Origin of the sequence: Pseudomonas sp. H26/SER47-MNA-CIBAN-0231 (genome assembly GCF_040310465.1) — a bacterium.
GTDB classification, from domain to species: Bacteria; Pseudomonadota; Gammaproteobacteria; order Pseudomonadales; family Pseudomonadaceae; genus Aquipseudomonas; species Aquipseudomonas atacamensis.
Window position 1 is genome coordinate 253,422 of record NZ_JBEOPW010000002.1, and the last position, 12,946, is coordinate 266,367.

14 protein-coding genes are annotated in these 12,946 nt (G+C 58.5%); 2 read left to right on the top strand and 12 right to left on the bottom strand.

The genetic code is table 11. From position 1 onward, the window contains the following. Nucleotides 1-77: 77 nt before the first annotated feature. Together AAEZ10_RS04005 and ccoG are read right to left on the bottom strand one after the other, a co-directional pair. Complete coding sequence (locus AAEZ10_RS04005) at nt 78-617, bottom strand: FixH family protein (protein WP_056784237.1); 540 nt, start codon at nt 615-617, stop codon at nt 78-80. 13 nt (nt 618-630) lie between these two features. Next, nucleotides 631-2,046, bottom strand: a complete 1,416-nt coding sequence (gene ccoG / locus AAEZ10_RS04010; protein WP_350567838.1) for a cytochrome c oxidase accessory protein CcoG — start codon at nt 2,044-2,046, stop codon at nt 631-633. Between the two features lie 473 nt (nt 2,047-2,519). On the opposite strand from ccoG, the gene AAEZ10_RS04015 reads away from it, so the two are divergent. Further along, entirely contained in the window at nt 2,520-3,524 is a 1,005-nt protein-coding gene (locus AAEZ10_RS04015) for a metallophosphoesterase family protein (protein WP_502947668.1), read from the top strand. 38 nt (nt 3,525-3,562) lie between these two features. Here the strand turns inward: AAEZ10_RS04015 and AAEZ10_RS04020 are convergent, their stop codons facing one another. The 10 genes from AAEZ10_RS04020 to ccoN (AAEZ10_RS04065) all read right to left on the bottom strand — a co-directional run bounded on the left by AAEZ10_RS04020 (nt 3,563) and on the right by ccoN (AAEZ10_RS04065) (nt 11,357). Next, nucleotides 3,563-3,982 (bottom strand): type II toxin-antitoxin system VapC family toxin, encoded by a 420-nt coding sequence (locus AAEZ10_RS04020; protein ID WP_350567841.1) that lies wholly within the window; start codon nt 3,980-3,982, stop codon nt 3,563-3,565. Then, nucleotides 3,982-4,236 carry a type II toxin-antitoxin system Phd/YefM family antitoxin gene (locus AAEZ10_RS04025; RefSeq protein ID WP_038861980.1) on the bottom strand — a complete coding sequence of 85 codons (255 nt, stop codon included), beginning with the start codon at nt 4,234-4,236 and terminating at the stop codon, nt 3,982-3,984. Before AAEZ10_RS04025 ends, AAEZ10_RS04020 begins: the two co-directional genes overlap by 1 nt. 223 nt (nt 4,237-4,459) lie before the next feature. Continuing rightward, nucleotides 4,460-5,443 (bottom strand): cytochrome-c oxidase, cbb3-type subunit III, encoded by a 984-nt coding sequence (gene ccoP / locus AAEZ10_RS04030; RefSeq protein ID WP_071171608.1) that lies wholly within the window; start codon nt 5,441-5,443, stop codon nt 4,460-4,462. Next, nucleotides 5,440-5,625 (bottom strand): cbb3-type cytochrome oxidase subunit 3, encoded by a 186-nt coding sequence (locus AAEZ10_RS04035; protein WP_126361818.1) that lies wholly within the window; start codon nt 5,623-5,625, stop codon nt 5,440-5,442. Before AAEZ10_RS04035 ends, ccoP (AAEZ10_RS04030) begins: the two co-directional genes overlap by 4 nt. A 5-nt stretch (nt 5,626-5,630) precedes the next feature. Then, entirely contained in the window at nt 5,631-6,239 is a 609-nt protein-coding gene (gene ccoO, locus AAEZ10_RS04040) for a cytochrome-c oxidase, cbb3-type subunit II (protein ID WP_007917161.1), read from the bottom strand. Then, a complete protein-coding gene (gene ccoN / locus AAEZ10_RS04045) occupies nt 6,239-7,681 on the bottom strand; it encodes a cytochrome-c oxidase, cbb3-type subunit I (RefSeq protein WP_024012334.1) in 1,443 nt (480 codons plus the stop codon). Before ccoN (AAEZ10_RS04045) ends, ccoO (AAEZ10_RS04040) begins: the two co-directional genes overlap by 1 nt. Nucleotides 7,682-8,162: 481 nt before the next feature. Then, a complete protein-coding gene (ccoP, locus tag AAEZ10_RS04050) occupies nt 8,163-9,116 on the bottom strand; it encodes a cytochrome-c oxidase, cbb3-type subunit III (RefSeq protein ID WP_071171609.1) in 954 nt (317 codons plus the stop codon). Then, on the bottom strand, nt 9,113-9,310 hold the full coding sequence (locus AAEZ10_RS04055) for a cbb3-type cytochrome oxidase subunit 3 (RefSeq protein ID WP_016773878.1): 198 nt from the start codon (nt 9,308-9,310) through the stop codon (nt 9,113-9,115). The genes ccoP (AAEZ10_RS04050) and AAEZ10_RS04055 overlap by 4 nt, the downstream gene beginning before the upstream one ends. Nucleotides 9,311-9,313: 3 nt before the next feature. Then, nucleotides 9,314-9,922, bottom strand: coding sequence for a cytochrome-c oxidase, cbb3-type subunit II (ccoO, locus tag AAEZ10_RS04060; protein WP_003223389.1), 609 nt, complete (start codon nt 9,920-9,922; stop codon nt 9,314-9,316). 10 nt (nt 9,923-9,932) lie between these two features. Continuing rightward, nucleotides 9,933-11,357, bottom strand: coding sequence for a cytochrome-c oxidase, cbb3-type subunit I (gene ccoN / locus AAEZ10_RS04065; RefSeq protein WP_073474024.1), 1,425 nt, complete (start codon nt 11,355-11,357; stop codon nt 9,933-9,935). Nucleotides 11,358-11,447: 90 nt separating this feature from the next. Between ccoN (AAEZ10_RS04065) and AAEZ10_RS04070 the strand changes: the two genes are divergently transcribed. Continuing rightward, nucleotides 11,448-12,128 carry an alpha/beta family hydrolase gene (locus AAEZ10_RS04070; RefSeq protein WP_350567849.1) on the top strand — a complete coding sequence of 227 codons (681 nt, stop codon included), beginning with the start codon at nt 11,448-11,450 and terminating at the stop codon, nt 12,126-12,128. Nucleotides 12,129-12,946 lie beyond the last annotated feature (818 nt).

The following is a 12,946-nucleotide window of genomic DNA, read 5'->3' on the forward strand; positions in this document are numbered from 1 at the left end:
CGTCCGCTTCGGCTGGGACGCGGAGCGTCCCTGGCTGCGTTCCCACGCAGAGCGTGGGAACGATCAGAGTAAAAGGCTTATTTTTTCAGGTCTTCCGCACCCTGCAATGGCTCGTCACCCAGCAGCAGTTCCTTGTCATGGCTGACCAGTTCTTCTTCAAACATGCGCCACACGTGCTCATCCTGGCTGCCAAGCAACTCGACAAACCGTCGCCCTTCAACCTTGTCGCTTAACTGGCCGATGTAGCGCCCGCTCTCGCTGCCACTGCGGGTCAAAACAATCTTGCGATCCTTCTCCGGCTGGGTCGGCGAGATCAGGTTCAGTTCCAGGGTTTGCGGCTGGCTGTCACCGTTCAAGCGCAGATCGACTTCCCCGGTCACGTCATCCAGATGCACCGCTGCACGCAGCTTCAGGGTTTGCGCCAGCAGCTCGCGATCCAGTGAACGGTTGATGCCTTTGCCCGCTTCGTAATAGTTGTCGTTGACCAGATTGTCCGGGTTGTTCACCGCGATGGTCACCATCGACAGGGTCAAGGCCACCGAGCAGGCCAGAATCGCGATGATGATCCACGGCCAGAGGTGCTTGTACCAGGGACTTGCGGCGTTTGCAGCGGGCATGTTCAAAATTCTCTCAACGGATTTGTGGGCCGATGAATCGGCTCTTGGCTTCAACGTGGACGCTGTTGTCATCGGCGTCCTTGAGGATGAATTTCACCTCGTTGGTGCTCGATGGCAGTTGTTCCGGTGCGCTCGACAACTCGACCGGCATGCTGACGATATCGCCGGCGGCCACCTTGATCTCGCGCTTGCCTTGCAGGCGCAGGTCCGGCAGGCCCTCGGCTTGCAGCAGGTAAGTGTGGTCGCGCTGATCCTTGTTCATGATCTTCAGGCTGTAGACGTTTTCGATCCGGCCTTCGGCGTTTTCGCGGTACAGCACGCGGTCTTTGCTGACGTCGAAGCCGACCAGCGAACGCATGAAGAACGCAGCGACCAACAGGCTGATCATCGCCAGCAGCACCACGGCGTAACCGATCAGGCGCGGACGCAGTTTATGGGTTTTCTGCCCGGAGAGGTTGTGCTCGGTGGTGTAGCTGATCAGCCCGCGCGGGTAATCCATCTTGTCCATGATGCTGTCGCAAGCGTCGATGCACGCAGCGCAGCCGATGCACTCGATCTGCAGGCCATCGCGGATGTCGATACCGGTCGGGCAGACCTGCACGCACATCGTGCAGTCGATGCAATCGCCCAGCCCCAGCGCCTTGTAGTCGATGCCTTTCTTGCGCGGCCCACGGCTTTCGCCACGGCGCGGATCGTAGGAAACGATCAGCGTGTCCTTGTCGAACATCACGCTCTGGAAGCGCGCATACGGGCACATGTAGATGCACACCTGCTCACGCAACCAACCGGCATTGCCGTACGTGGCGAGGGTGAAAAAACCGACCCAGAAATACGACCAGCCATCAGCCTGACCGGTGAAGAACTCGATGACCAGTTCGCGGATCGGCGAAAAGTAGCCGACAAAGGTCATGCCGGTGACAAAACCGATCAGCAGCCACAGCGAATGCTTGGCCAGTTTGCGCAGGAATTTGTTGGCGCTCATCGGCGCCTTGTCGAGCTTTATGCGCTGGTTGCGGTCGCCTTCGGTGACCTTTTCGCACCACATGAAAATCCACGTCCACACGCTCTGCGGGCAGGTATAACCGCACCAGACGCGCCCGGCATAGACAGTGATGAAGAACAGGCCGAACGCGGCAATGATCAACAGGCCCGAGAGCAGGATGAAATCCTGTGGCCAGAAGGTCGCGCCGAAAATGAAGAACTTGCGCTCGGGCAGGTTCCACCACACCGCCTGATGACCGCCCCAGTTCAGCCACACCGTGCCGAAATACAGCAGAAACAACGCCGCACCGCCGAGCATCCGCAGATTGCGGAACAGGCCGGTGAAGGCACGGGTGTAGATTTTTTCTCGTGAGGCATAAAGGTCGACGCTGTTGTTCGCGTTCTTGCTCGGCGGCGTGACGTCGTTTACCGGAATCTGATTGCTCATCATTGCATCCCACGGCAGTGGAAAAATGCCTCGGTCGATACGTGCCAACCGAAGTCAAAAAGGGCTGTTGCAGTAGCGTGATGATACGCCTGCCGCTCTGGCTCAAGGGTGCGACCTTTGGTCGCGTTGGGTAAAAAATGCGGATGGTGTAGCGATTGCGCAAAAGCCTGACGCAGATCAATTGACTTGTTGAGTATGGACGGTTTTGCCGAAGCGGCTAGTTCATCTTTTCAATCGCTTGTTCAAGCAACAACCGTCGATGTCGCAAGTTGAACGACAAACCGTCCGTCGTTGCCACTTCGGCTACAAGAGCCATAGATTGAATTGGCTGCCTGTTGCAAGTTGTTGGGTCTGAAACATATAAACTTGATTGTTGTTTATGAATGCTTTGAAGTTTTAGCTGTGTTCGCCTAAGTTTTGCTCTCGCGAAATTCTTTTGCGTATTGATAGTTAACTTAAATGGAATTTAAAGCATGAATTTGAATAATCTCAAGAGCATCTTTGTGGGTGCCTGGATGTTAGCTTCGGCTATTACCGCTCAGGCCACTACTGACATGCCGAAACACATGGTGTTTGCTTCGGATACTCAATATCCGTGGACGGACAAGACCGATCGCCGCATACCCGAATCCGATTCCGAATTCAAGGAGCGCTCGAAATGGCTGGTGGAAACCCAACTTGCGAGCATTGCCGAATTCAGAAATCTGCACGGCTCTCAAGCGCAGGTTCCCTTGATGATCAATGGTGATATAACCGCATTCGGGCATGGCTGGCAGCGCTCGTTCATGAAGGATCTGCTGGATAAACATTTCAAGGGCGAATATCTCTACGGGCTTGGTAATCACGACTATGAAAACAATGTCGATGATTGCTTTAGCAATAGCTGTGCGGCAGGAAGTATCGTCGAGTTCAAAGAGCATCATGAAGGTAAGGTCGATAACTTCGATCTGAAGATTACCAGTGGCTTTCTGAGCAAGACCTATTCGGGCAGTCTCGCCTATTCGAAAAATATCGGCGAAGTGCATATGGTTCAGCTCAACAACGAACCGACCTATACCGCCCGGATTGCTCATCCATTGAATCCGACGACGTTCGAAATCAACGATGCACTGGACTGGCTCGAGACGGATCTCAGGCTGGCGCGAGCGTCGGGCTACGCCATCATCATCAACATGCATAAACCGTTGAACCACATGGGAACCCAGGCGCAACAGAAACGCTTCTACGACATGGTTAACAAATATCGAGTGACGGCGATTTTTGCCGGCCATTTGCACGAGGACGGAGGTGATGCCTATCAACAAGGTAACGTGCCCATGTACCTGAGTGGCAGTACCTCTCAGCAAACCTATCTGATTGCCAGTTTCACTGAGGATCGCAAGCAACTCCAGGTGTACCTGGTGAAGAACAACCAATGGCGCAATCGAACGTTGATCGACACCACTGTGGTGCATTCAGTCTTCGCCCAACGCCCCTGACAAAAGCCCCGCCGCTGATAGGGCGGGGTATTCATCAATCAGGTGTTGGCAGCGATCCATGGGTTGATCAGTTTGACGCCGCTGTGTTGGAAGTCCGCAATGTTGCGAGTTACCAGCGTAAGCCCGTGTACAAGCGCGGTGGCGGCGATCAAGGCGTCGCATTCATTGCTGCGGTCGGGAACGTGCAATCGTGCGCACCGGATGGCGACGCTGCTATCGACCGGCAGGATTCTGCCAGAGAACGCCGGTTTGACGTGATGTTCCAGCCAGTTGCGCAGCAGTGGGCCTTGTGAAGGGTCACGACGTTCGATACGCAGGACGCCCGTTTCCAGTTCCAGCACAGTGATTGCGGATAGATACAGGCTGGCTGGGGAAATGCTGTTTGCCCATTTCACCACATGCCTGTCGGCTTGGTTCTTCCGCAACTCGGAAACTACATTGGTATCCAGCAGAAACATCAGGAAAGGTCCACGCTGCGAGGAGTGATGACGGCGCGCTCGGGTTCGAATTCGATTTCAAGCGCATCCGGCATCGCCAGTAGCTCAACGATGCTGGTCTGGCAACCCGTCAGTTTCTGGTACTCCTCGATGCTGAGCAACACGTGGGCAGGCCTGCCTCGGTCAGTAATGATCACTGGACCTTGATGCGTGGCTTTTTTGGCTGCACTGGTGTCCTGGTTGAACTCGCGGCTTGAAATAGTGGTGATGGCCATCATGTTTGGCCTCCAGAAATTCTGATGTAGGAACGTTACTACCTTGAGATTTCCCCTGCAATCGGAAAGGCGGGTCGAGGACGATCGGTTTGTCATTTTCATAAGGGCACCGTGTTTATCAGCTCAGATCCATTGAGCAACCGTTTCGAGTCATGAATGCCAGGATGCAAAAAGGCCCCGCCAATTCTCATTGGCGGGGCCTTTTTTGCTTCAAGCGTTGGCTTTACTCAGCCTTTGCCTCCGGCGCTTTTTCACCATGGGACAGGCTGTAAACATACGCCGCCAGCAGGTGCACCTTGTCGTTGCCCTGCAGTTGTTCCTGCGCCGGCATCTGGCCCTGACGGCCGTAGCGGATGGTCTGCTGCAGTTGCGCGAAGCTCGAGCCGTAGATGAATGCGCCCGGGTGTGTCAGGTCAGGCGCGCCCATGGCCGGGGTGCCTTTACCGGCAGGGCCGTGGCAGGCGACGCAGTTGGCGGCGAAGAGTTTCTGACCGTTGGCCGGGTCGGCCTTGGTGCCTTCCGGCAATTTACGGCCATCGAGGTTGGTGACCACGTAGGCAGCCACATCGGCCACGCCTTGCTCGCCGATCACTTCAGCCCACGCCGGCATCACCGCGTGGCGACCGCCCATGATGGTGGTCTTGATGGTTTCCGGCTCACCGCCCCAGCGCCAGTCGGCGTCGGTCAGGTTAGGGAAGCCATAGGCACCCTTGGCGTCGGAACCGTGGCACACCGAGCAGTTGGACGCGAACAGACGGCCGCCCATTTTCAGTGCTTGCGGATCCTTGGCAACTTCTTCGATCGGCATCGCCGCGAACTTGGCGAAGATCGGACCGAAGCGAGCGTCCGAACGGGCCATTTCCTTTTCCCATTCGTGGACGCCGGTCCAGCCGGTCTGGCCGTTGGCGAAAGCGGTCTGCTTCTCGGTATCCAGATAGTTGTAGCCCGGCAGCAGACCTTTCCAGTTGCCCAGGCCCGGGTACAGCACCAGATAACCCAGGGCAAAAATGATGGTGCCGACGAACAGCATGAACCACCATTTCGGCAGCGGGTTGTCGTACTCCTCGATCCCGTCGAAGGAGTGGCCGACCGTCTCGTCCGTCTGTTCGCTGCGCTGGCCCTTGCGGGTCGACAGTAGCAGCCAGGTCAAGGCGAAGATCGTACCGAGACTGAGGACTGTGACGTACAGACTCCAGAATGTAGTCATTCTTTGTTACTCCTAGAAGCTTGCTCGACGTGCTTGATGGCTTCGGGATCATCGGCAAAAGGCAGCATGGTCGCGTCTTCAAATTCCGACTTGCGCTTGGGGCTGAACACCCACAAGGCCAGACCGATGAAAGCCACCATCACGACCACGGTGCCCAGGCCTCGAATCATCCCGATATCCATCAGATTCACCGTTTGCTTTTGATGATGGTGCCCAGGCCTTGCAGATAGGCCACCAGCGCGTCCATTTCGGTTTTGCCCTTCACGGCATCCTGTGCACCGGCGATGTCTTCGTCGGTGTAAGGCACGCCGAGGGTGCGCAAGACTTCCATTTTTTTCGCGGTTTCCTTGCCGTCGAGCTTGTTTTCCACGAGGAACGGGTAAGCCGGCATTTTCGACTCGGGGACCACGTTGCGCGGGTTGTACAAGTGCGCACGTTGCCAGTCATCGGAGTAACGACCGCCCACACGGGCCAGGTCCGGACCGGTACGTTTGGAACCCCACAGGAACGGGTGGTCCCAGACGCTTTCACCGGCAACCGAATAGTGGCCATAGCGTTCGGTTTCAGCGCGGAACGGGCGGATCATCTGCGAGTGGCAGCCGACACAACCGTTGGCGATGTACACGTCGCGGCCTTCCAGTTCCAGCGCCGAGCGCGGCTTCATGCCCTCGACCGGCTTGTTGGTGACGTCCTGGAAGAACAGCGGAACAATTTGGGTCAGGCCACCGACGCTGACGGCGATGACCATGAAGAAGGCCAGCAGGCCAATATTCTTCTCGACAGCTTCATGCTTCATCAGTGAGCTCCAACGACGGCAATCTTGGCGGCGGCTTCGGCTTCAACCGGATCCGACGCACGTACGGTGCGGTACACGTTGTAAGCCATCAGCAGCATGCCGCTGGCAAAGAAAGCACCGCCCAGCGCGCGGACGATGAAGCCCGGGTGGCTGGCCTGCAGCGCTTCGACGAACGAGTAGGTGAGGGTGCCGTCATCGTTGATTGCACGCCACATCAGGCCCTGGGTGATGCCGTTGACCCACATCGACGCGATGTAGAGCACGGTGCCGATAGTGGCGAGCCAGAAGTGCGCATTGATCAGCCCGGTGCTGTGCATCTGCGCCCGGCCGAACAGTTTCGGGATCATGTGGTAGATCGCGCCGATCGAGATCATTGCTACCCAACCGAGGGCGCCGGCGTGTACGTGGCCGATGGTCCAGTCGGTGTAGTGCGAGAGCGAGTTGACGGTCTTGATCGCCATCATCGGCCCTTCGAAGGTCGACATGCCGTAGAACGCCAGCGATACCACGAGGAAGCGTAGGATCGGGTCGGTGCGCAACTTATGCCAGGCGCCCGACAGGGTCATCATGCCGTTGATCATGCCGCCCCAGCTTGGCGCCAGGAGGATGATCGACATCGCCATGCCCAGCGATTGTGCCCAGTCCGGCAGGGCGGTGTAGTGCAGGTGGTGCGGGCCGGCCCAGATATACAGGGTGATCAGCGCCCAGAAGTGCACGATCGACAGACGATAGGAGTAGATCGGGCGTTCGGCCTGTTTCGGCACGAAGTAGTACATCATCCCGAGGAAACCGGTGGTCAGGAAGAAACCCACCGCGTTGTGGCCGTACCACCACTGGATCATCGCGTCAGTGGCACCGGAGTAGGCCGAATACGACTTGAACAGGCTGACCGGCAGCGACATGTGGTTGACGATGTGCAGCATCGCGGTGACGACAATGAACGCGCCGTAGAACCAGTTGCCGACGTAGATGTGCTTGGTTTTGCGCTTGGTGATGGTGCCGAAGAACACCAGACCGTAAGTGACCCAGACAATCGCCAGCAGAATCGCGATCGGCCATTCCAGTTCGGCGTATTCCTTGGTGGTGGTGTAACCCAGCGGCAAGGTAATGATTGCGCCGACGATGACCGCTTGCCAGCCCCAGAAGGTGAAGGCCGCGAGGCTGTCGGAAATCAGTCGCGTCTGGCAGGTTCGCTGCACGACATAGTAGGAAGTGGCAAACAGTGCACAACCGCCGAAGGCGAAAATCACCAGGTTTGTGTGCAACGGGCGCAGGCGTCCAAAGCTCGTCCACGGCAGACCGAAGTTCAGTTCCGGCCAGACCAGTTGCGAGGCAATGAAGACACCGAGCCCCATGCCAAGGATCCCCCAGACCACCGTCATGATGGCGAACTGGCGGACTACCTTATAGTTATAAGCAGTCGGACTGATTGCTGTGCTCATTCTAAGGTTCCACGGTTTGGGTATTTTTATAGGGATAAAATCGGCCGCAAGTATGTATAAAGCAGGGGGTCATTGCAACGCGCCATGACCTGGGTCAATGCTTTCCAACGCTGATTCTGCGGCCTTTCCATGCGCCGCGTAGGGTCAAAAATGGCCTCTGACAAAATGTCGCAGTGCGCGTAAAAAGCCCGCAATCCGGATCGCCATCAACGGTGCCCGTTCACGGGTCGTGATCGGGGAATTGCGGGCAACCGGCGCAACAGCCGTTATCTACCTGCGTTTGCGGCGAATCCATCAGCCGGTTCACGGCGCGCATCGTTCGGGATTGATCTGGAAACCGACTTCAGCCGGTCCGCTTCGATGAAGCGTAGACCCGAATCCGGGGTTCCGAAAGGAGAGGATCCGAGGGGTGCGACAATGCGTCGCAAAGGGGCGGGAAACTGCCGCAGCGAGAAAGCTGCGGCAGTGGTGTGCGCAATCGCTATTTCTTGTTGTCTTCAGTTATCAGTTTTTCTGTGTTCAATCCGTTGCTCAGGCTGTACACATAAGCGGCAAGCAATTGCACTTTATCGTTGCCCAGCAATTCGTTCTGCGCTGGCATATGCCCCTGACGACCATGGCGAATGGTCTGTTCCAGTTGGGTCAGGCTGGTGCCATAAATGAAGCCGGCCGGGTGAGTAAGATTCGGTGCGCCCATGGCAGGGGTGCCTTGGCCAGTTGCGCCGTGGCAAGCCACGCAAGTGGTGCTGAAGGCTTGCTGCCCGGCTTGCAGATCCGCCTTGCTGTCGGCAGGTAGCGGCAGGCCGGCCAGTTCGTGGCGCACATAAGCGGCAACGTTTTTCACCCCGGCCTCACCGAGCACTTCGCCCCAGGCCGGCATTGCCGCCATCCGCCCACCCATGATGGTGGTCTTGATCGTCTCGGCATCGCCGCCCCAGCGCCAGTCGCTGTCAGCAAGGTTAGGGAAGCCGAACGCGCCCTTGGCATCCGAGCCGTGGCACACCGAGCAATTGGAGGCGAACAGACGACCGCCCATTTTCAGCGCCTGCGGATCCTTGGCCACTTCTTCCAGGGGCATGGCGGCGAATTTGGCGAAGATCGGCCCGAACCGGGCGTCCGCCTTGTTCATTTCCTTTTCCCACTCATGCACGCCGGTCCAGCCATCCTCGTAACCGGGCAGGATGCCTTTCCAGTTGCCCAGGCCCGGATACAGAATCAGATAGCCCACCGAGAACACCAGCGTGCCGGCGAACAGCATGAACCACCACTGCGGCAGCGGGTTGTCGTATTCCTCGATGCCGTCGAAGCTGTGGCCCATGGTCTGGTCGACGCTGCCCTTGGTCTCGCCCCGACGGGTGCCGATCAGCAGCCAGGTCAGGCCGATCAGGCTGCCAATGGTCAGTACGCAGATCCACGTACTCCAGAAGGTGGTCATGGCCGGGTACTCCTTGTTTCAGGGGCTGAAATTGTTTCGGGTAGTGGTTCGTCGGCGAACGGCAGCAGGCGCGCTTCGGCGAATTCCGGCGTGCGCTTGCGGTTGAATACCCACAAGGTCAAACCGACGAAGGCGACGAACACCACGACCGTGCCGAGGCCGCGGATCAGGCCTGCACTCATTTCAATGACCATGGCTCACCTCTTGCTCTTGATCGCAGTGCCGAGCACTTGCAGATAGGAAACGAGGGCGTCCATTTCGGTCTTGCCCTTGAGGCTGGCGACCGCGCCGCTGATGTCGTCGTCGGTGTACGGCACGCCGAGGGTGCGCATGGTTTTCAGCTTGGTTTCGGTGTGGCTGCTGTCGACCGCTTGGGTGACCAGCCACGGATAGGCCGGCATCTTTGATTCCGGCACAACGTTGCGCGGGTTGTACAAGTGCGCGCGGTGCCAGTCATCCGAGTAACGCGCGCCGACCCGGGCGAGGTCCGGACCGGTACGTTTCGAGCCCCACAGGAACGGGTGATCCCAAACGCTTTCGCCCGCAACCGAGTAGTGCCCGTAGCGTTCGGTTTCGGCGCGGAACGGGCGGATCATCTGCGAGTGGCAACCGACGCAGCCTTCGCGGATGTAGATGTCGCGACCTTCCAGTTGCAGCGCGGTGTAGGGCTTCATGCCTTCCACCGGTTTGTTGGTGACGTCCTGGAAGAACAGCGGGACGATCTGGGTCAGGCCGCCGATGCTCACGGCGAACACCATCAGCAGCATCAGCAGGCCGACGTTCTTTTCAATCGTTTCGTGTTTCATGGCGGACTCCTCAGGCCATCTGCGCGGCAGCGACGACATCAGCAGGCTGCGAGGCCCGCACGGTGCGCCAGGTGTTGTAAGCCATCAGCAACATGCCGCTTAAGAAAATCGCCCCGCCGATCAGCCGCACGACAAAGCCCGGATGGCTGGCCACCAGGGTTTCGACGAAGGAGTAGGTCAGCGTGCCGTCCTCGTTCACTGCGCGCCACATCAGGCCCTGGGCGATGCCGTTGACCCACATCGAGGCGATGTAGAGCACGGTGCCGATGGTCGCCAGCCAGAAATGCGCGTTGATCAGGCCAACGCTGTGCATCTGCGCCTTGCCGAAGATTTTCGGGATCATGTGGTACAGCGCGCCGATCGAAATCATCGCCACCCAGCCGAGGGCGCCGGCGTGTACGTGGCCGATGGTCCAGTCGGTGTAGTGGGAGAGGGCGTTTACCGTCTTGATCGCCATCATCGGACCTTCGAAGGTCGACATGCCGTAGAACGCCAGCGACACCACGAGGAAACGCAGGATCGGGTCGCTGCGCAACTTATGCCAGGCGCCCGAGAGGGTCATCATGCCGTTGATCATGCCGCCCCAGCTCGGTGCCAGCAGGATCAGCGACATCACCATGCCCAGCGATTGCGCCCAGTCCGGCAGCGCGGTGTAGTGCAAGTGGTGCGGGCCGGCCCAGATGTACAGGGTGATCAAGGCCCAAAAGTGCACGATCGACAGGCGATAGGAATACACCGGACGCTCGGCCTGTTTCGGCACGAAGTAATACATCATGCCGAGGAAGCCGGCGGTGAGGAAAAAGCCCACAGCGTTGTGGCCATACCACCATTGCACCATGGCGTCGGTTGCACCGGCGTACACCGAGTAGGACTTGGTGAAACTCACCGGCAACTCGAGGTTGTTGACGATGTGGAGGATCGCCACGGTGATGATGAACGCGCCGAAGAACCAGTTGCCCACATAGATGTGCTTGGTCTTGCGCTGCATGATCGTGCCGAAGAACACGATCGCGTAGGCGACCCAGACGATGGTGATCAGGATGTCGATCGGCCATTCCAGCTCGGCGTATTCCTTGGAACTGGTGTAACCCAGCGGCAGGCTGATCGCCGCCAGCAGGATCACCAGTTGCCAGCCCCAGAAGCAGAACGCGGCGATTTTCGGCGCGAACAATTGCGTCTGGCAGGTGCGTTGCACCGAATAGAAAGAGCTGGCGAAAAGCGCGCAGCCACCGAAGGCGAAGATCACCGCGTTGGTGTGCAGCGGGCGCAGACGGCCGAAACTGGTCCAGGGCAAATTGAAGTTGAGTTCCGGCCAGACCAATTGCGCCGCGAGAAAAACCCCGAGGCCCATGCCGACGATGCCCCACACCACCGTCATAATGGCGAATTGGCGGACCACCTTGTAGTTGTAGGCGGTACTGATAGAAGTGTTCATGGTTCCCCATCCACGGTTCAGCCGAAGTGAGCGCGCAAACGGCGCGAATCCTTCGCCTGGAGTTATAGGCAGACTAAAAGCGAGGCAAGCATGGACAAACAGCACAAGGCCAGTATTGACGGGGATCAATGGGCGCAGTGTGTGCTCGATCATGGATGGTTGTGGGATGCCGCTGTTGGTGAGGCTTCAGCAACGCTGATTCTGGCCCACGGGGCGGGGGCGCCGATGGATAGCGAGTGGATGAACGACATGGCTGGGCGCCTTGCCGGGCTTGGGGTCAACGTGTTGCGGTTTGAGTTTCCGTATATGGCGCAGCGGCGGGTGGATGGGGTGAAGCGGCCGCCGAATCCTGCTGGCAAGTTGCAGGATTGCTGGCGGGAGGTGTTTGCGGTTGTGCGGCGTCATGTCGCTGGGGTTTTGGCTGTTGGCGGCAAGTCGATGGGCGGGCGGATGGCGAGTCTGGTGGCGGATGAGCTGGGGGTGGATGCGTTGGTATGTCTGGGGTATCCGTTTTATGCGGTGGGGAAGCCGGAGAAGCCTCGGGTTGAGCATTTGGCTTCGTTGCGCACGCGGACGTTGATTGTGCAGGGGGAGCGGGATGCTCTGGGGAATCGCGAGGCGGTTGAGGGGTATTCGTTAGCGCCGGGGATTGAGGTGTTTTGGTTGGTGGCGGGGGATCATGATTTAAAGCCGCTGAAGGTTTCCGGGTTTACGCATGAACAGCATTTGGCTAACGCCGCGCAGAAAGTATCCGGGTTTCTCAAGGGTTGACCGAGATTCTGTTTTCCATGGAGATCGGCTCCCTTTCCCCCTCGCCCCCTTGGGGGCGGTCCGACGTTTCGGGAGGGTTGGGGTGAGGGGGTTAGCTTTTGATCTTGCTCTTGGGGGCATATCCGTTGCTTCGGGAGCTGCGGCTGGCGGTTTCGCCTGACGGCGACTTACTTTTTTACAAGCGCCTAAAAAAGTAAGCAAAAAACGCTAGCTCCTACGTTCGGCCCTCGCAGGCTCGGGTTCCTTCGCTCCGGGACTGATCCGGGCGCAGCGGCTCCGGTTTGCTCCGCTGCACCTCCTTCCGCTGTGTCTGGCTGCGCCAGACGGTCGCTACGCTCCCACCCCCGGATCAATCCCTCCACTCAGCCTTCCGACGTCGCCGGTGGATCAAGATCAAAAGCGGTACTCGAGCTTGCGCTCATTGTTGAGTGGGGCGGCTTCGCCGCGGGCAGCTGCGCTGCTTTGCTTTTCTGTGGGAGCGAGCTTGCTCGCGAAGGCGGCATGACAGCCGACCATTATCCACCGGCCGGACTCAATCCCTGTGGGAGAGCACTCGAGCTAACGCTCATTGTTGAGTGGTGCGGCTTTGCCGCGGGCAGCTGCGCTGTTTTGCTTTTCTGTGGGAGCGAGCTTGCTCGCGAAGGCGGCCTGACAGCCGACCACTATCTACCGGCCGGACTCAATCCCTGTGGGAGCTGGCTTGCCAGCGATGGCAGCCTCCAAGTCGACCAATCCCCCACTGATGTACCCGATCCAAATGTGGGAGCGAGCCTGCTCGCGAAAGCTCCCTTCCAGACGACCTCAAACCACCTGCCTGT